We start from the raw sequence: 17,627 nt of genomic DNA on the forward strand, positions 1-17,627 counted from the left end.
AAGACCGCGAGCGGCGGGGAGCCTGGGCTTTGACGGACAGTACTGTGGCGGTGGTGATCCCCGCCTACAAGGCCGAAACCCTTATCGAGGAAGCGGTGCGCAGCGTGCTCGCGCAGACCCATGCCGATTGGGAAGCCTGGATCGTCACCGATGACGGCGAGGACTACGAAGAACTGCTCGGCCGCGCCGGCCTCGTCGACAGACGCTTCCATTTCCTCAGTTCCGGCCGCGTCGGCGCCGGTGCCTCACGGGCCCGCAACCTGGCGCTCGACCGCATCCAGACGCCTTACGTGGCAATCCTCGACGCCGACGACCGGATGAAGCCGCGCAAGCTCGAACTGGCGGTCGCGGCGCTGGCTGAACAGCCGATCGTCGCATCGGCGCTCGACGTAATGGACCAGAACTACAACCGGCTGCGCCTGGTCGGCGACGGGCCGGACCAGGTGCTGACACCCGGCGCCTACAAGTTCGTCAACTTGTCGATGGATTCGATGATCGTCTGGGACCGCCGCCGCTGCGACGCGCGCTACGATCTCGAGCTCACCAACATGACCGATCTCGAACTGTTGATGCAGCTATGGCGCACTGCGGGGAGCGTCCATCACCTCGGCACGCCGCAGCACGACTACATCAAGCTCGCGACCTCGATGAGCAACGGCATTGGCGTCACGGAAAAGATGATCGCCGCGAAAAAGACGCTCCTGTCGCGCCTCGAAACTAACCAATACCGCTTCGCCGCGCCCGGCACAGCGGAAGGGATCATCGCCTTTCTCGGCATCTCGCTGGCGGCAGAGGCGGCATATCCCATGGCCCTGGAAGAGCGGCCGGGCCTGCTGTTCGAGGATCACCTCGAGCCGATGTTACGGGCCTATGAGGCGCAGGTTCGGCGGGACTGACTACTTCAGCGCCGCTTCGACGTCCCTCAGATACGGCACCGCCGGCTGCGCCCCCGGCTTCAGCACCGCTAGGCTCGCCGCCACCGCCGCCCGGCGCATGGCCGCCTCGAGATCCAGCCCACGATCCAGGCCAGCGGCCAAGTAGCCGCAGAACGTGTCCCCTGCCCCGACCGTATCGACCGGGTCGACCTTCATCGCCGGCACCGCAAAACTGCCGGTCGGCGTCGCGGCCCGTGCGCCGTCCGGCCCAAGCGTCACGATCACCGTCTGGTTCTGCGATTTGGCCCAGTCGGTCATGGCGGCATCGAGCTTGTCCATGCCGGCGCCGGTCAGCAGCTCGAACTCGGTCTCGTTGGCGATGACGATCGAGGCCTGCTCGGCCACCGCCTTGGTGGTCTTCAGAAACGGCGCGGTGTTGAGGATCGAGACGACGCCCTGGGCCTTGGCCAGTTCCAGCGCCCGCTCGGTCGCCGCCTGTGGGATCTCCTGCTGCAGCATCAGCACCGAGCCGATGCCGAGGCCCGCGAGCGCCGCATCGGCATCAGCAGCGCTCATGGTGCCATTGGCGCCGGGGAGGATGGCGATGACATTCTCGCCCGCCTCGTCCACGAAGATCATGGCGATGCCGGTGGCGCCGTCGACGATGCGCACGTGGCTCAGATCGACGCCGTCGGCGCGCAGAAGCTTGAGGGCTTCGTCCGCAAAACTGTCGGAACCTGCCGCGGCGAACATGCGGACTTCGGCCCCCGCACGTCGCGCCGCCAGCGCCTGGTTGGCGCCCTTGCCGCCGGCAGCCATCGAGAACTCGTTGCCCGGCACGGTCTCGCCGGGCTTGGGGATACGGCTGACGGTGCCGATGAGATCAAGGTTGGTGGAGCCGAGGACAGTGATCAATTGAGGACCTTGGGGATGGTGTTCCAGTTGCGCATGGTCGCGATTGCGCCCTTCTCCAACTGCCGGTCGAACTTGTCCAGCCCCGGCCCGTGCCGCCCGTCCGGCTGGCGGTAGCCGACGAGGTAGATGTCGCGCGCGTCGGCACGCACGACGTCGTAGTTGTCGGGGATACCGGTATAGACCGCGCCCTTGGGCAAGGGCTTGTCGAACAGCATGACGTAGCGGTGGAAGTTGCCCTCGTCGGCATAGGCGGCGAACGGCTTCGACGCTAGCATCGCCTCGATCTCGTCGCCCGACCGCATCACCGCCTCAGAGTACCAGCCCCAGCGCTTCTCGATCGCGGCTTCCAACTCGGCCTTGGGATCATGCAGGCATTCGAACCGCACGTTGCCGCTGGCGAGGATGGTCTTGATGTTGCCGTAGCCGAGTTCCTCACAGAGCGCCTTCAGCTCGGCCATCTTCATCTGGCGCTTGCCGACATTGACGGCGCGGAGGAACGCCACCCACACCGTCACTTCCGCTTGCCCTGCGGGTAGATTGTCTCGCCGCGCTTCAGCATCTCGACGAAGCTCGCGATCTTTTTCTGCCGGCCGGCCTCGGTTTTCATGTTGTGGGTGCGGAAGGCGATGGCGAAGCGGTTCTGCTCGCTGAGCTTGCCGAGCATTTCCCTGGCCGCCGGTTCGGCGTCGATCGCTACCTGCAGGTCGTCGGGGATCTTCAGGTCCTTGCCGGCGCCGTAGGCCTTGTCCCAGCGGCCATCGGCCTTGGCCGCCTCGACATGCTTCAGTCCGTGCTCGGTCATCCGCCCGGATTCGACCAGCCGGGCGACGTTGTCGACGTTGATCTTGCTCCAGATGCTCTTCCGGCCGCGCTTGGTGTAGCGCTGCAGGAAGCTCTTGTCGTCGAGCCCCTTGCGCACCGCGTCGATCCAGCCCCAACACAGCACCACATCTATCGCCTGCTTGGCGGTGATCGAGGGTAGGCCGGAACCCACCTTGTGGATCTTGATCCAGACCTCGTCCCAGCTGTCGTGGTGCTGCGCCAGCCAATCGTAGAAGGCCTGCTCGTCCTTGAATTCGCGGACTTTTTCTGGGTCGACATAGACCGGCGCCATCAGGTGGGCTCGCGATCGATGATCTTCTGCAGCGCTGGGTCCAGCCGCTCGTCATGGGGCAACTGGATGCCAAGCGGACCCGCCAGCAGTTCGCGCATCTCGGCAACCGAGTTCAGCAGCCGCGCCTCGCTCGGCGCGCCGACGGTGTGGATGTTGAGCTTGCGGTTGAACAGCGCCAGGCGCCGGCCCTTTTCGACACGGGCGACCAGCAGGTTCTGCGTGAAGAACGGCGACGAGGCGGCCTCCTCGCTCAGCCGGACCAGTTCCTCCTCACTGCGCTCGGTGCGCTCGAAGCTATAGAGCGCCCGCCACTCGCCCTCGATTTCGATATCCACCTGCCAGGTGCCATCGGTTTCGAGGAGGCGGAAGGTGTCGAGCGGGGTCTCCTGGGGAACATCGGCGCGCAGCCGGAGCGGCGCCGTCGCAGTCTGGCCGCCGAAGCCAACATCGGCAAGGTAGGTGACGCCGGCCACCTCGACGGTGAGCACTAGGTGGCGCAGCGGCGGCTCCTCACCCTCGGCGAGGCCCCAGAGCACGCGGGCGCCATGCATCTTCACCTCGAAGTCGAGCTCCTGGAGCATGGCCTTGAACAGCAGGTTGTGCTCGAAGCAATAGCCGCCGCGCCGGTCGAACAGCAGTTTCTGCTGCAGGTTGGCGAGGTCGAGCCGGACAGGCGCGCCCATCAGCGGATCGAGGTTCTCGTAAGGGATCGCCGCCGGGTGCAGCTGATGCAATTGGCCCAGCGTCTCCAGCGAGGGAGCGATCGAGCCGGCAAAGCCGATGCGCTCGAACCAGGCATCGATATTGGCCTTTGATGCCACGGACGTCCCCGCCGCTGATTCCGGGAGGGCCATAATGATGAGCGGAACGGGATTTGTCACCCCGCCCCTCATGGCCCTGCCTGGATGGGCAGGTCAGCCGGTGACGACCACCTTCGTACCGGTGGGAACGCGGCTATAGAGGTCGATGATGTCCTGGTTGATCAGACGGATGCAGCCCGACGAGACAGACTGGCCAATGGTGTAGGGCTCGAGCGTGCCATGCAGGCGGAAGTGCGTGTCCTTGCCGTTGCGGTAGAGATAGAGCGCGCGCGGGCCGAGCGGGTTCCTGATGCCCGGCTCGAGGCCGGCGGCGACGGGCCCGTAGCGTTCGGGCTGGGTCTTGACCATGTTGGCGGTGGGGGTCCAGCGCGGCCACTCGGCCTTGCGCGAAATCACCGCGGTGCCGCGGAAGTTCAGCCCCTCCTCGCGCCCGACGCCGACGCCATAGCGCATGGCGCGGCCACCCGGCTCGACCAGGTAGAGGAAGCGCTCGGTGGTGTTGACGACGATGGTGCCGGGCTTCTCCTTGCCGGCATAGTCGACTTCCTGGCGCCAGAACTGTTGCGGGATCTTGCGGATGTCGATGCCGGGCACCGGGAACGGCTCGTTGGTCTTCATCGAGTAGTAGCTGGCCCAGGGCTCGTCGACCTGGATGACATTGCTCCTCGAGGCGAGCTCGCGCCTACCGGTGGAGGAGCAGGCACTGAGCGCCAATGCGGCGCTCCCGATCATAAAAAGGCGGCGGGTGGTCAAAACAGGTCTCGCAACAAGGGTGGCCAATAACAGCCCGCTACCCAGCAAGAATGAGCCGTGATTGTCGAGTGCTAGCCGGCCACACCTCCGGATGAATGCCGTTCACGCCGACGTGTGTGCGGTTACGCACTCGCCACGCCATCAAGGAAAAGGGCAGCCTCGCTGCTTGACAATGCGGAACCGTCACATAAAGTGAAACCGGTTTCACTCGGCGGGAGGGCACGTGCGGCTCGATCTCACCATTCTCATTCCGCATCTCGGCTTCCTGGCCGAGGGGGCACTATTGACGCTCGAAGCATGCGCCCTGGCGCTCTGCGGCAGCGTCATCCTCGGCATGCTGGTGGCCATCGCGCGCACCTCGGCAAGCCAATGGATCAGCCGGCTGGCCTTCCTCTATGTCGACCTGTTCCGCAACATCCCGTTCATCGTGCAGCTGTTCTTCTTCTATTACGGACTGCCCGAGATCGGCATCTACATCGACGCCTTCACCACCGGGGTGGTGGCGCTGTCGATCGCCGGCGGCGCCTATGCGTCGGACGCGATCCGGGCGGGTATCCTCGCCATCGACAACGGCATCCTCGAAGCGGCGGAAGTCAGCGGGCTGTCGAAGCGCGTTACCTTCACCCGCATCGTGCTGCCGATCGCGCTGCGCACCTCGGTGCGGCCGCTCGGCTCGGTGCTGATCAACATGATCCTCACCTCGTCGATTCTTTCGACCATCACCCTCAACGAGCTGACCGGACAAGCAAAGATCGTCGCCTCCGACACCTTCCGGCCGTTCGAGGTCTATGTCGTGCTGCTGGTGGTCTACGCGGCGCTGACCTACCTCGTGTCGCTCGGCATCACGCTGCTGCACCGCCGCCTCAACCGCGACCTCCAGGAACAGGTGAGCTGATGCGTTTCGCCGAGTTCACCCCCTACGACATCATCCTGCTGCTGCAGGGCCTCGGCGTCACTGTCGGGCTGTTCCTCATCACCTCGCTGATCGGCGTCTTCATCGGCGTCCTGTGGGGCGTCGTGCGGTTCTACCGCATCCCGGTGCTGATGCAGGTCATCACCTTCGTCTCCGAGATCCTCAAGAACTCACCCGTGCTGGTGCAGCTGTTCCTGGTGTTTTTCGGCTTTCCGGCGTTCTTCCACGTCAACGTGACGCCGGTGCAGGCGGCCGTGGTGACGCTGTCGGCCAATACCGCGGCCTTCGTCTACGTCATCGCGGTGTCGTCGATCGAATCCATCGGCCGCGACCAGATCGAGGCGGCCCGGGTGTTCGGGCTCAGCCGCTGGCAGGTGTTGCGCCACGTGATTGCGCCGCAAGCCGCCGCCTTCTCGATCGGGCCGCTGACGGCGCTCTTGGTCAACCAGCTGCAGGTCACCTCGCTGATCTCGGTGATCGGCGTGCTCGACCTCGCCAAGATCGGCGCCACGCTGAACCTGAGGACGCTGAAGCCGTTCATCGTGTGGACGGCCGTGGGCATCCTCTACTACCTCGCCGCCAAGGCGGTCGCCTCGCTGGGCGCCTGGGCCGAAAAACGTCTGCGGGCGCACAGCGCCTTCCGGGGCCTCTGAAGCATGCTGAAAGTCGAAAACGTCAAAAAGGCCTTTGGCCCGACGGTTGTCCTCGATGGGGTCAACCTCACGGTGAACCCCGGCGAGGTGGTGTCGATCCTCGGCTCCTCCGGCTCGGGCAAGTCGACGCTGATCCGCTGCATCAACGGGCTCGAGAAGCTCAATGCCGGCAAGATCACCGTCGACGATTTCGATGTATCGAAGCCCAAGGAATTGGCCGAGGCGCGGAAGCGCTCCGGCACGGTGTTCCAGCTGTTCAACCTCTACCCGCACATGACGGCGCTGCAGAACATCACGCTGGCGCCGATCGAAGTGCTGAAGCGGCCCAAAGTCGAGGCGGAAGCCGAGGGCCGGGCGCTGCTCGCCTCTGTTGGTTTGGGCGATCGCGCCGATGCCTATCCGGCGCAACTCTCAGGCGGCCAGCGGCAGCGCGTCGGCATCTGCCGCGCCCTGGCGATGCAGCCGCGCTACCTGCTGCTCGACGAGGTCACCAGCGCGCTCGACCCCGAGATGACCTCGGAAGTGCTGGATATTCTCGCCAAGCTCGCGACCAGCGGCACCACCATGGTGTTCGTCACCCACGAGATCGAATTTGCCCGGCAGATCTCCAACCGCATCGTCTTTCTCGAGAAGGGCGTGCTGCTGGTCGACCTGCCGACCAAGGAATTCTTTGCAGCCGATGGCGGCCTCGCACAGCCGCGCGTCGCGCAGTTTCTCTCCAAGATGCGGAAAGACTGACCACCATGTTGTTCATCGCCAATGCGGAAGGCTGGCCCGGCGTCCCCACGACCGTCGAGATGCTGCGCTCGGGCACCGATAGTCTGACGGCCCTGGTCGCCGGCATTTCGAAGGTCGAAGCCGAGACCAAGGTGCGCAGCGTCGGCTATGGCGGCTGGCCCAACATGCTCGGCGAGATGGAATGCGACGCCGCAGTGATGGACGGCACCACGCGAGAAGTCGGCAGCGTCGGCGCGGTGCCCAACACCATCCCGGTCGCTCGCCTCGCGCACGAGGTGATGAAGAAGCTGCCGCACGTCATGCTGACCGGCGACGGCGCGCGCCGCTTCGCCACTGAAACCGGTTTCTCTATCGATGACGTGCTGCTCGAGGATAGCAAGCGCGTCTGGTGGGAGCGTCTCGAAAAAGAGATGACGCCTGAGCAGAAGGCGGCCTTCCCCAACACCCCGCTGGCGCCGCTCCTCAAGACCATCACCGACCCCGAGCGGGTGCGCGACACCACGGTCTATCTCAGCGCCGACCCCGCACGCGGCATCCACGCCGCCACCTCGACCTCCGGCTGGGCCTGGAAATATCCGGGCCGGCTGGGCGACAGCCCGATCCCCGGCGCCGGCTTTTACGCCGATAGCCGCTACGGCGCGGCCGCTTGCACCCATACCGGCGAGATGACGATGCGCTGCTCGACCAGCCGCACAATCGTCCTCGCCATGAAGCTCGGCTACTCGCTGAGCGACGCCATCAAGCTCGCGGTCGACGAGCTCGGCGAATTGACCGAGGGGTTCCTCGGCGGGGTGGTGATCCACGCCGTCGACGCCAAGGGGAACCACGAGGTGTTCAATTTCAGGTGCCAGGGCGAGATTCGCTACTGGCTCTGGGACGACTCGATGCCGGAGCCGGAACTCCGGGCAGCGAAGACTATCTGATCCAGGAGAGGAACAACCCATGAAGCGTATTCTGACCACTATTGCCGCGCTGGCGCTCGTCGCCACCACGGCCGTCCCGGCCATGGCCGGCATGCTCGACGACATCCGCGGCCGCAACGTCGTGCGCATCGGCGTGTCGCTCGGCGGCGAGCCGATCGGCTTCCGCGATGCCCAGAACAACCCAGTCGGCTATGACGTCGACGTCGCCAACATGATCGCCACCAAGCTCGGCGTGCCGGTGGAATTCACCGACGTGTCGGGTGACGCGCGCATCTCGATGCTGGTCTCGGGCCAGCTCGATATCGTCGTCGCCAACACCTCGGCGACGCTCGAACGCGCCAAGTCGGTGAACTTCACCATCCCGTACAACCGTGCCGGCCTCCGCATTATCGTCCAGGCCGACTCGGGCATCACCAAGCTCGAAGACCTTGCCGGCAAGAAGATCGTCGTCGGCCGCGGCACCACGGGCGAGACCTTCATCAAGACTGCCGTGCCGACCGCCGAACTGATCTATGTCGACCAGTTCGCGCCCGATGGCGTGCTGCAGTTGCAGCAGAAGCGCGTCGACGCCGCAATCGAAGACAGCTCGCTCCTCGACTACCTCGCCACCAAGAACCCCACCCTCGTGACGCTGCCGGGCCTCTACTCGAACGACCCGATCGGTATCGCCGTCGCCAAGGGCGATCCGGAGTTCGTGCGCTGGCTCGACATGTTCGTGTCCGATTACATCCAGTCGGGCGCGTATTCGGCCAACTACAAGAAGTGGTGGGGCGAGACCGCCAACCCGCCTGAGCTGATCGCGCTCTGGTAAGAACGGGCTGGGGCGGCGCCATCTCCCTTCGCCGCCGCTCAAGCCGACTGCCGGGCCGTCCCCCAAGACGGCCCGGAACCTTTTCAGCTCGTCTTCCGCGGCACAAACCGCGTCGGGATCAGCACCGGTGGCTGGCCTGGAACGAACGCCGTGGGGTCGGCGAGAAACCGCACCATCTGGCGCACGTAATCGGCCTTGTCGTAGCCGATGGACGAGATCGGGTAGGCATCGAAATCGGTCAGCGACAGGTTGTCGAAGCCGTAGAGCCGGAAGCGGGTCGGGCGGTTGCCGGGGAAGTCCTCGCGGCAAACATCGAGAATGCCCATCGCCATGGCGTCGGAGGTGCAGAACACTGCATCGGGGCACTCGAAGCCAACCACCGCGGGCGCCGCCGCGTGCCCGCTCTGATAGGAATAATCGCCCTGGACGGTCTGCACGAGTTCGATGCCATGCTTCTGGAACGCCGCGAGATAGGACGCGATGCGCGCCTGTTCGACCAGCGAGGAGGCACGGCCGGTGACCAGCGCCGCGGTCTTCACCCGATTGCGGGCCGCGTCCGCGATGGCCTGCTCGATGCCGACCGCTTCATCGGGGATGATAGCTGGCGACAGCTTGTCGTGGCGGCCGTTGAGCATCACCACCTGGTCGGAGCGGAACATCTTCCGCACCGTCTCGGCATCGGCGAAATCGGAAAACACCAGCGCCGCGTCGACGTGATAGGCGACGCCCTGGCGCAGGAACTCCTCGACCTTGTCGACCGAGCCGACGCGAATGAGGATCACCTGCTTGCCGATGGCCTGGGTCTCGGCCAGCAACAGGTCGAACAGGTCGAGATCGGAGAGATCGTGGATGTGATTGACCACCACCGCGATCAGGTTGACCGTCTTGGTGGTGAGGCTCTGCGCCAGGAGGTTCACCCGGTAGCCGAGTTCGGCCGCCGCCTGCAGCACCCGCTCGCGCTTTTCCGCGGAGACCGGGCGCTTCTCGGTCGACAGGGCGCGCGAGGCGACAGCGCGCGATACACCCGCCAGCGCTGCGACATCGTCGATCGTAGGGTTCGCCGGGCGGCTCTGTTCAACCATTGCGCGTCATCGCACCTTTCACGCTGGCCGAGTCGGCCGGGTACTACGAAGGTAGATGCCTGCTCCTTAGAAAGCACTCAACCCCGATGATTATCTGCTTCGATATTGGCGGCTCCGGCATCAAGGGCGCCGTCGCTACCAGTCCGTCCGAGTTGACCCCGCTCGGCCGCGTGCCGACACCGCTCGACGACTTCGGCGCCTTCGCCACCGCGATCCGCGGCGTCGCCAACAGTTCGGGGGCGCCGACCGATGCGCCGGTGGCAATTTCGATCACCGGCGTGGTCGATCCGGCCGATGGTGTCATCACCTGCGCCAACATCCCCTGCATCGATGGCCGGCGGTTCGCAGCCGAACTCAGCGAGCAACTCGGCCGCCCGGTGTTCGTCGCCAATGACGCCGACTGCTTCGCACTGGCCGAGGCCATCGAAGGCGCCGGCCGCGGCCACCGCATCGTCTTCGGCGCCATCCTCGGTACCGGAGTCGGCGGCGGAATCGTCATCGATGGACGCATCGTCAACGGTGCGGGTGGCTTTGCCGGCGAGTGGGGGCACGGCCCGGTGGCCGCCACCTCGGCGGGCAACCCGCCGGTCAATATTCCGCGTTTCCCCTGCGGTTGCGGCCAGATCGGCTGCGTCGACACGATCGGCGCGGCGCGCGGCATGGAACGGCTGCACAAGCACCTCCACGGCATCGAGCTCCCGAGCACCGTTATCGTCGAGGCCTGGCGCGCCAGCGACGCCAAGGCTGCGCGCACCATCGAGGTGCAGATCGACCTGCTCGCCGGTCCGCTGGCTTTGGTGATCAACGTGGTCGGCGCCGGCATCGTCCCGGTGGGTGGTGGGCTCGGCAAGGTGCCGGAGTTCATCGCGCTTCTCGACACCGCAGTGCGCCAGCGCATCCTGCGCCGGCTCAGTGAACCGCTGGTGGTGCCCTCGCGACTCACGGTAGAGCCCGGCCTCGTCGGTGCCGCCATCCTCGGTTTCACGGAGAACGCCTCGTGAGCGCCCGCCTGCTCGAAGTCTGTGTCGCCGATCCGCAAAGCCTGATCGCAGCTGTGGCCGGTGGCGGCGACCGGATCGAGCTCTGCTCTGCCCTCGAACTGGGCGGGCTCACGCCGTCCCCCGGCCTGATGCGGCTTGCCGCCGATGCGCCGATTCCGGTCTACGCCATCGTCCGCCCCCGCAGCGGCGATTTCGTCTGCGACGATGCCGATGTCGACGCCATGCTGGCGGACATCGACGCCATCCGCGCCGCTGGCCTTGCCGGCGTGGTGCTGGGCGCCTCGCGTCCCAATGGCGAGCTCGACGTAACAGTGCTGGCGCGGCTGATGGACCAGGCCGAGGGCCTCGGCTCCACGCTGCACCGCGCCATCGACCTGGTACCGGACTTCGCCGAGGCGACCGAAGCAGCGGTGGCTCTAAAGTTCGAGCGCATCCTCACCTCCGGCGGCGTGCACGTCGCGCTCGACGGCATCGACAACATCGCAATCGCCCACGCCACCGCCCGTGGCCGCATCCACATCATGGCCGGCTCAGGCCTCACCCCCGCCAATGTCGGCGCGCTACTGGCCGCGGTCCCGGTCGACGAAGTCCACAGCTCCTGCGCCTCACCGGGCCCGGCATCCAGCGCTCCGGCCGTGCGCCTGGGCTTCGCCGCGGAGACGCGCCGGCGAACCGATCCAGCAGTGGTCAGGGCATTCAAGGCGGCGATGTCGGCTTAGCCGAACAGCAGGATACCCCACAGCCCGATGGCGCCGACGAAGATCCGCCAGTAGGCGAAAATCGCGAAGCCGTGCCGCGAGATATAGTCGAGCAGATACCGCACCACGAAGAACGCGACGATGAAGGCCGCGGCAAAGCCGATGATCACCGCGGCGCCTAGTTCGGCCGTGATGAACTCGCGGCTCTTGTAGAGGTCGTAGAGAAACGCCCCGCCCATGATCGGCATGGCGATGAAGAAGGTGAACTCGGCCGCCGAGCGCTTGTCGGTGCCGAGCAGCAGCGCGCCGACGATGGTCGAGCCGGAGCGCGAGACGCCCGGGATCAGCGCCAGCATCTGGAACAGCCCGATATAGAGGCAGAGCAGCGGCGGGTAGTTGTAGATATCTGTGTACTTCGGCGTCAGCTTCAGCTGGTCGACATAGAGCAGCACGATGCCGCCGACGATCAGCGACACGCAGAACACCACCGGCGTCTCGTAGATCACCGTCTTGATGAAATCGTGCAGCAGCACGCCGGCAATCGCCGCCGGAAACGACGCTAGGATAACGCCGAGGATAAAGCGCAGAGCCCCGGGTTTCCGGGCGATTGCGTCCTTGGCGATCTGCAGCAGGCGCTGGAAATACACCACGACGATCGCGAGGATCGCGCCGAGCTGGATCAGCACCTCGAACACCCGCCCCGGACTCTGGAAGCCGAGGAAGTGTCCAGCGAGCAGGATGTGGGCGGTCGATGAGACCGGTAGGAATTCGGTAAGGCCCTCGATAATCCCTAGGATCAGCGGCACAAAAAGACCTTGATCGGCGTTCATCTGATCCCCTAACTCATCCCACCCGGCGGGGCGGCGCGGGCGGCATCTAGCCCGATTTGCCCGGCCCCGCCAAGGATCGGCAAGGACCCTTTTCCCGCATGCCAAGGTTGCTGCAGCACAGGCTCGACCCCTCCTCCCGCCTCGCCCGGCTGATGTTCGCCGAATACGGCGTCGGCATCGACCTCGAAGACATCAAGCCGTGGACACGCGAGCCCGCGCTGCTCGAGCTCAACCCCGCGGCAACCGTGCCGATCCTCGCCGAGAACGGCGAGCCGCCGGTGGTGGGGACACTCGCAGTGGTCCACGCCATCGAGGAGCGCTACGCGCCGACTGCGGTCGCGGGGCTGTTCCCCTCACAGCCGGCGCTGCGCAATGAGATGTGGCGGCTGCTCGAATGGGTGCTGGTCAAGCTCAACGACGAAGTGACCCGCTACGTGCTCGAGGAAAAGATCGTCAAGCGCGACCAGCGCGGCATGACGCCCGAGCCGGGCGTGCTGCGCGTCGCGAAGGCCAACCTCGCCGAGCACCTGCACTACTTCAACTGGCTGTTCGCCACCCGCCACTGGATCGCCGGCGACACCATGACGCTCGCCGACTTCGCGCTGGCCGCCCACCTCTCCAGCCTCGATTACCTGGGCGACGTACAGTGGGACAGCTCAGCCGAAACCCGGCAGTGGTACGCCCGCATCAAGTCGCGGCCAGCGTTCCGGACGCTACTCAACGACCGTGTGGCCGGCATGCCGGCGGCGACCGGGTATGCGGACTTGGATTTCTGACGCTGCCTCTGACTGTGCTACACCGCGCAGCGTGACAGACACAAAGCTCCTCGCCGAACTCCGCGACCGCGCCAAGGCCCTGGGCTTCGATGCGTTCGGCGTGGCGCGTGCCGATGCGCGGCCAGACCTGCCGGGAAAGCTCGACACCGCCCTCGCCCGCGAGTGGCACGGCGAGATGGCGTGGATGGCCGAGACCGCCGAGCGGCGCGGCGCGCCGGAGGCGCTGTGGCCCGAGGCGAGGTCGGTGGTGATGCTGGGCATGAACTACGGGCCGGACAGCGACCCGATGGCCGACCTCAAGCACCGTTCGCTGGGCAATATCTCCGTCTACGCTCGCAACCGCGACTATCACGACATCATCAAGGGCAAGCTCAAGGAACTGGCGGGGCTGCTGAACCGGCGCACCGGAGCCGAGGTGAAGGTGTTCGTCGATACGGCACCGGTGATGGAGAAGCCGCTTGGGGAGGCCGCGGGGATCGGCTGGCAGGGCAAGCACACCGTGCTGGTCAGCCGCGAATACGGCTCATGGCTGTTCCTCGGCGCCATCTTCACCAGCGCCGAACTGCCCGCCGACGCGCCGCATCCCGAAAGCTGCGGCAATTGCCGGCGCTGCCTCGATGTCTGCCCCACCAACGCCTTCCCCGCGCCGTTCCAGCTCGATGCGCGCCGCTGCCTCAGCTACCTCAACATCGAACATCCGGGCCCGATCCCGCTCGAGTTCCGCGCCCCGATGGGCAACCGCATCTATGGCTGCGACGATTGCCTCGCCGTCTGCCCGTGGAACAAGTTCGCGTCCGAAACGCACGAGATGAAGCTCCGCGCTCGCGACGAGCTCAAATCCCCCGCGCTCGCGGACCTCGTGCAACTCGACGATCCCGGCTTCCGCGCCCTGTTCGCCGGCTCCCCCGTCAAGCGCATCGGCCATGCGCGGTTCCTGCGCAACGTGCTCATCGCCGTCGGCAATTCCGGCGACCCCACACTCATCCCGCTGGCCGAAGCCCGTCTTGCCGATCCCGAGCCGCTGATCCGTGGCGCGGCCGTGTGGGCGGTGCGCAGGCTTGTGGCGAAAGATCGCGCGGATGCTCTGGCGCTTGCGTTTTTGCCCGATGAAGGCGACACCACCGTCCAGGCAGAGTGGAGCGCGGTCGTCCAGCCGGCGCGTGCGAATTAGAGTTCTAGAGAATGCGCCTGTTCTTTTTTGGCATGGGTTATTCGTCGCGCGCCACGGCGCGGGCATTGCACCTGCTGGCTGACCCCGCAATCCCGGTCGCCGGCACGACGCGCAGCACCGAAGCCGCCGAGTCGATGGCCGACTCGGCCTATCGCATCCACGTGTTCGACGGCGAAGTGCCCGGCACGACGCTCAGCGAAGATCTCCGCCAGGCGACGCACGTCATTCTGTCGATCCCGCCCGACGAGCGCGGCGATCCGGCGCTGAACCTCCATCGCGCCGATCTCGATGCGGCACCCAACCTCGAGTGGATCGGCTATTTCTCCACCGTCGGCGTCTATGGCGATTTCGGCGGCGAATGGATCGACGAGGACGCGCCGACCCGGCCGCAGAACGTCCGCTCGAAGCAGCGCGTCGAGGCCGAGGAGGCCTGGCGCGCCTACGCCAAAGAGCGCGGCGTGCCGCTGTTCATAGAGCGGCTGGCCGGCATCTATGGCCCCGGCCGGTCGGCCTTCGACAAGCTGCGTGAGGGGACAGCGCGGCGCATCGTCAAGCGGGGCCAGGTGTTCAACCGCATCCACGTCGCCGACATCGGCCGCATCACCGCACGCGCTGCACTGAGCGACCTCGATGGTACCTTCAATCTCGCCGATACCGAGCCCGCCCCGCCGCAGGATCTCGTCACGTACGCCGCCCACGTTATGGGCATCGAGCCACCGGCCGAAGTCCCATACGAGACCGCCGAGATGACGCCGATGGCGCGGAGCTTCTACTCCGACAACAAGCGCGTCTCGTCGAAGCGGGTGCTCGAAGCGCTGGGCGCCGATCTCCTCTATCCGACCTACCGCGAAGGTCTCGACGCCATCTGGAAGGGCCGCGCATGAGTGCTCCAAAGCCTGCCGCTCTACCCCAGCCGATCGTGCTCGATGGCCGCTACGCGCGGCTAGAGCCGATAGACGTGCGCCATGCCGCCGACCTGTTCGAGGCGACCGTGCCCGACCGGTTCGAGTATCTGTCGCAACATCCGCCGGTCGATGCGGCGGGGGCGTCCAGCTGGATCGAAAGCCTCGCCGGCTCGTCGGAACGGATCTATTTCGCGGTCGTCGACAAGGCGACCGGCCGTGCCGAGGGGCGCTTCGCGCTGATGGGGATCGTGCCGGAGCACGCCGTCATCGAGTTCGGCGGCGTCTACTGGGGTCCCCGGATCGCGCGGACACGTATCTCGACCGAGGCCCTCTACGTCACGGCCCGCCACATCTTCGAAGACCTCGGCTATCGCCGCTTCGAGTGGAAATGCAACGACCGGAACGAGCCTTCGAAGCGCGCCGCCCTGCGCTTCGGCTTCACCTACGAAGGCCTGTTCCGCCAGCACATGATCATGAAGGGCGAGAACCGCGACACCGCCTGGTTCTCGATGATCGACACCGAGTGGCCGGCCCGCAAGGCCGAGTTCGACCGCTGGCTTGACCCGGCGAACTTCGATGCGGATGGCCAACAGAAAACGGCGCTGCGCTTCTAGCCCGGCAGGCTGTCGCCCGGGAAACTCCGCCCCGAATACACCTCGAAGGTCAGCCAACCGGCTTTCACCGCGGGATCGTCGGCCATCAGCGCCTGCGTCTCCTCGATGCTGGTGGTGAACAGCCCCAGGCCGGCCATGTCCGTCTCACCCGCCAGCGGCACGACGATGGCGAGCTGCCCGGCGGCGCGCATGGCGAAGTTTCGGCGGGCGTGCTCCCAGACGATGCTGCGGTCGCCGTCCGCTTGATAGTTCGGCCCCTTCTTCAGGACCAGCACGCTGTAGGCGTGCGATTTGGCCAGCATTTCGCGCATGTAGTCGTCGGTGATCTCGGTCATGGTCCCCTCCTAAAGCTCCAGTTCCAGCTGCTCAGGCGGCGCCGTGAGTTCGCGCTCCACCGCCGCGCGCAGCAGTTCCAAATCCGCTTCGCGGCTCAACCGGTGATCCCCATCCGGCACCAGCGTGAAGGTCACCGGGTCGGTCAGCAAGTGCTGCACCAGCCGCATCGCGTGCTCGCGCGGTACATCGGGGTCCTTGCCGCCCTGGAGGATCGTCACGGGGGCGCCGACATCGATGCCGCGTCCGAACATCAGGTGATGCTGGTTGCCGTCCTCGATCAGCTTGGCCGTATAGGGATAGGGCTCATCCGAGTATTTCGACGGCCGCTGCACGATGCCGTCGCGCTTCAGCGCCGCCAGTTCGGCCTTGCTCATCCGCTTGGTCATCAGCTCGGCCGTCGCGTCCACCGCTGGCGCGATGAGGATCAGCGCCTTGACCCGGTCGCCCCCGCCCCGCCGGCGCAGTTCGCGCGCCATCAGCAGCGCCAGCCAGCCACCGAGCGATGAGCCCACGATCACCTGCGGTCCGGTCGTGGTCGCGAACACCGCGAGCGACTCCTCGAGCCAGCGCGTGATCGTGCCATCGAGGAAATTCCCGCCCGACTGGCCGTTGCCGGAATGGTCGAAACGGGTCACCGCGATGCCCCGCTCGGCGCCGAAGGCATCGAGCATAGAGGCCTTGGTGCCGGTCATCTCCGAGCGGTAGCCATTGAGCCAGAAGATGCCCGGCGTGCTGCCCGGCCGTCTCAGGACAGCGATGTGGCGCAAGTCCGTACCCTCACCGACCTCGACAAACTCCACCGATTCCACCTATGAGCCTTCCAGCAACCGATATTTCGCTGCTGCCTTTTGCCTGCCAGTTCACCTTGCGGCAACAGTTTGTCGCGAAAGCACGCCCGGCGCATGTTTCTTGTCCGGCGCGGTGTTGACTTATGCCTGTCCCGGCACGATTTTAGCGGTGATTTCCCGCCGCTCCGGTAACAATCGAAGGAACGCCTGCCATTCGTCGTCCCATGAGACCCGTTGCGCCCCAGAAAGATGGGCCGCAGTCTAACGAAGATATCTCCTCCCCCGACGTTCAGCTGATCGATGGCGAGGGCGCCAACCGCGGCGTCGTACGCACTCGCGAAGCTTTGACCGAAGCGCAGGAGCAGGGACTCGATCTCGTCATCATTTCCCCGAACTCGGTCCCCCCCGTCGCCAAGATGCTCGATCTCGGCCGCTTCAAATATGCAGCCCAGAAAAAGGCCGCCGAAGCGCGCAAGAAGCAGAAGGTGATCGAGGTCAAGGAAATCCAGCTGCGTCCGAACATCGATACGCACGATTACGAGACCAAGATGAAGGCGGTGCACCGGTTCCTCGAAGAGGGTGACCGGGTGAAGGTGACGATGCGCTTCCGCGGTCGCGAAATGGCGCACCAGGAACTGGGCATGCAGCTCTTGGTCAAGGTGCAGGCCGAACTCGAAGCCAAGGCGAAGGTCGAATCCTCGCCCCGCTCCGAAGGCCGCCAGATGGTCATGGTGCTGGCGCCGAAGTAACGGCGACAGCGATAGGGTTTGAAAGGGCGGTCCTCGGGCCGCCCTTTTCATTTCTTAGATTTCCGGAATTCTTTCCTGCTTTCCCGAAAGCTGTTTCCCTGGCGGGCGCGGCGGATTTCCCGGTCCGTTAAGCGTTTTCACCTAGCATCTTGCTCCGGCTG

The 17,627-nt window shown here is 65.7% G+C and carries 22 protein-coding genes; 13 read left to right on the forward strand and 9 right to left on the reverse strand.

The features are described 5' to 3' along the window. Window positions 1–29: 29 nt before the first annotated feature. Entirely contained in the window at window positions 30–896 is an 867-nt protein-coding gene (locus AC1DV8_RS06815; RefSeq protein WP_477156929.1) for a glycosyltransferase family 2 protein, read from the forward strand. Here the strand turns inward: AC1DV8_RS06815 and AC1DV8_RS06820 are convergent, their stop codons facing one another. The 5 genes from AC1DV8_RS06820 to AC1DV8_RS06840 form a co-directional block, all read right to left on the reverse strand. Then, window positions 897–1,790: a ribokinase gene (locus tag AC1DV8_RS06820; RefSeq protein ID WP_477156930.1), complete on the reverse strand. Its 894-nt coding sequence runs from the start codon at window positions 1,788–1,790 to the stop codon at window positions 897–899. After that, a complete protein-coding gene (locus AC1DV8_RS06825; protein WP_477156931.1) occupies window positions 1,787–2,305 on the reverse strand; it encodes a DUF1697 domain-containing protein in 519 nt (172 codons plus the stop codon). Before AC1DV8_RS06825 ends, AC1DV8_RS06820 begins: the two co-directional genes overlap by 4 nt. Beyond that, a complete protein-coding gene (locus AC1DV8_RS06830; protein ID WP_477156932.1) occupies window positions 2,302–2,904 on the reverse strand; it encodes a YdeI/OmpD-associated family protein in 603 nt (200 codons plus the stop codon). The genes AC1DV8_RS06825 and AC1DV8_RS06830 overlap by 4 nt, the downstream gene beginning before the upstream one ends. Beyond that, window positions 2,904–3,725 (reverse strand): arylamine N-acetyltransferase family protein, encoded by an 822-nt coding sequence (locus AC1DV8_RS06835; RefSeq protein ID WP_477156933.1) that lies wholly within the window; start codon window positions 3,723–3,725, stop codon window positions 2,904–2,906. Before AC1DV8_RS06835 ends, AC1DV8_RS06830 begins: the two co-directional genes overlap by 1 nt. A 93-nt stretch (window positions 3,726–3,818) precedes the next feature. Continuing rightward, window positions 3,819–4,439, reverse strand: a complete 621-nt coding sequence (locus AC1DV8_RS06840) for a L,D-transpeptidase (RefSeq protein ID WP_477156934.1) — start codon at window positions 4,437–4,439, stop codon at window positions 3,819–3,821. 262 nt (window positions 4,440–4,701) lie between these two features. Between AC1DV8_RS06840 and AC1DV8_RS06845 the strand changes: the two genes are divergently transcribed. Genes AC1DV8_RS06845 through AC1DV8_RS06865 form a run of 5 tightly spaced genes read left to right on the forward strand, consistent with a single transcriptional unit; the run spans window position 4,702 to window position 8,516 of the window. Continuing rightward, complete coding sequence (locus AC1DV8_RS06845; RefSeq protein WP_477156935.1) at window positions 4,702–5,373, forward strand: amino acid ABC transporter permease; 672 nt, start codon at window positions 4,702–4,704, stop codon at window positions 5,371–5,373. Further along, the gene (locus AC1DV8_RS06850) at window positions 5,373–6,044 is read left to right on the forward strand and encodes an amino acid ABC transporter permease (RefSeq protein ID WP_477156936.1); all 672 of its coding nucleotides are present in this window, start codon (window positions 5,373–5,375) and stop codon (window positions 6,042–6,044) included. Before AC1DV8_RS06845 ends, AC1DV8_RS06850 begins: the two co-directional genes overlap by 1 nt. Window positions 6,045–6,047: 3 nt before the next feature. After that, window positions 6,048–6,782, forward strand: coding sequence for an amino acid ABC transporter ATP-binding protein (locus tag AC1DV8_RS06855; protein ID WP_477156937.1), 735 nt, complete (start codon window positions 6,048–6,050; stop codon window positions 6,780–6,782). A gap of 5 nt (window positions 6,783–6,787) precedes the next feature. Then, complete coding sequence (locus tag AC1DV8_RS06860) at window positions 6,788–7,705, forward strand: glycosylasparaginase (RefSeq protein WP_477156938.1); 918 nt, start codon at window positions 6,788–6,790, stop codon at window positions 7,703–7,705. A 19-nt stretch (window positions 7,706–7,724) separates the two neighbouring features. Further along, complete coding sequence (locus AC1DV8_RS06865) at window positions 7,725–8,516, forward strand: transporter substrate-binding domain-containing protein (RefSeq protein ID WP_477156939.1); 792 nt, start codon at window positions 7,725–7,727, stop codon at window positions 8,514–8,516. An 83-nt stretch (window positions 8,517–8,599) separates the two neighbouring features. Here AC1DV8_RS06865 and AC1DV8_RS06870 read toward each other — a convergent pair whose 3' ends face one another. Next, complete coding sequence (locus AC1DV8_RS06870; protein ID WP_477156940.1) at window positions 8,600–9,598, reverse strand: LacI family DNA-binding transcriptional regulator; 999 nt, start codon at window positions 9,596–9,598, stop codon at window positions 8,600–8,602. An 86-nt stretch (window positions 9,599–9,684) separates the two neighbouring features. On the opposite strand from AC1DV8_RS06870, the gene AC1DV8_RS06875 reads away from it, so the two are divergent. Continuing rightward, on the forward strand, window positions 9,685–10,599 hold the full coding sequence (locus AC1DV8_RS06875) for an ROK family protein (protein ID WP_477156941.1): 915 nt from the start codon (window positions 9,685–9,687) through the stop codon (window positions 10,597–10,599). Further along, window positions 10,596–11,318: a copper homeostasis protein CutC gene (locus AC1DV8_RS06880; protein ID WP_477156942.1), complete on the forward strand. Its 723-nt coding sequence runs from the start codon at window positions 10,596–10,598 to the stop codon at window positions 11,316–11,318. The genes AC1DV8_RS06875 and AC1DV8_RS06880 overlap by 4 nt, the downstream gene beginning before the upstream one ends. On the opposite strand, the gene AC1DV8_RS06885 is transcribed toward AC1DV8_RS06880, so the two are convergent. Further along, window positions 11,315–12,127 carry an undecaprenyl-diphosphate phosphatase gene (locus AC1DV8_RS06885; protein ID WP_477151493.1) on the reverse strand — a complete coding sequence of 271 codons (813 nt, stop codon included), beginning with the start codon at window positions 12,125–12,127 and terminating at the stop codon, window positions 11,315–11,317. The genes AC1DV8_RS06880 and AC1DV8_RS06885 overlap by 4 nt on opposite strands. Before the next feature lie 98 nt (window positions 12,128–12,225). On the opposite strand from AC1DV8_RS06885, the gene AC1DV8_RS06890 reads away from it, so the two are divergent. From AC1DV8_RS06890 to AC1DV8_RS06905, 4 genes are read left to right on the forward strand one after another with little or no spacing between them, the layout of a single operon-like run. After that, window positions 12,226–12,903 (forward strand): glutathione S-transferase family protein, encoded by a 678-nt coding sequence (locus tag AC1DV8_RS06890; protein ID WP_477156943.1) that lies wholly within the window; start codon window positions 12,226–12,228, stop codon window positions 12,901–12,903. Further along, complete coding sequence (gene queG / locus AC1DV8_RS06895) at window positions 12,884–14,074, forward strand: tRNA epoxyqueuosine(34) reductase QueG (RefSeq protein WP_477156944.1); 1,191 nt, start codon at window positions 12,884–12,886, stop codon at window positions 14,072–14,074. The genes AC1DV8_RS06890 and queG overlap by 20 nt, the downstream gene beginning before the upstream one ends. A gap of 11 nt (window positions 14,075–14,085) precedes the next feature. Continuing rightward, window positions 14,086–14,958: an NAD-dependent epimerase/dehydratase family protein gene (locus AC1DV8_RS06900; protein WP_477151490.1), complete on the forward strand. Its 873-nt coding sequence runs from the start codon at window positions 14,086–14,088 to the stop codon at window positions 14,956–14,958. Beyond that, window positions 14,955–15,593 carry a GNAT family N-acetyltransferase gene (locus AC1DV8_RS06905; protein ID WP_477156945.1) on the forward strand — a complete coding sequence of 213 codons (639 nt, stop codon included), beginning with the start codon at window positions 14,955–14,957 and terminating at the stop codon, window positions 15,591–15,593. The genes AC1DV8_RS06900 and AC1DV8_RS06905 overlap by 4 nt, the downstream gene beginning before the upstream one ends. Here the strand turns inward: AC1DV8_RS06905 and AC1DV8_RS06910 are convergent. After that, window positions 15,590–15,928 (reverse strand): YciI family protein, encoded by a 339-nt coding sequence (locus AC1DV8_RS06910; protein ID WP_477156946.1) that lies wholly within the window; start codon window positions 15,926–15,928, stop codon window positions 15,590–15,592. The genes AC1DV8_RS06905 and AC1DV8_RS06910 overlap by 4 nt on opposite strands. 9 nt (window positions 15,929–15,937) lie before the next feature. Further along, the gene (locus tag AC1DV8_RS06915; protein WP_477156947.1) at window positions 15,938–16,696 is read right to left on the reverse strand and encodes an alpha/beta hydrolase; all 759 of its coding nucleotides are present in this window, start codon (window positions 16,694–16,696) and stop codon (window positions 15,938–15,940) included. Window positions 16,697–16,929: 233 nt separating this feature from the next. Here AC1DV8_RS06915 and infC point away from each other — a divergent pair, with 233 nt between their 5' ends. After that, window positions 16,930–17,466, forward strand: a complete 537-nt coding sequence (infC, locus tag AC1DV8_RS06920; RefSeq protein ID WP_477151560.1) for a translation initiation factor IF-3 — start codon at window positions 16,930–16,932, stop codon at window positions 17,464–17,466. Window positions 17,467–17,627: the final 161 nt, after the last annotated feature.

Source organism: Devosia sp. P3_B2, assembly GCF_056402875.1.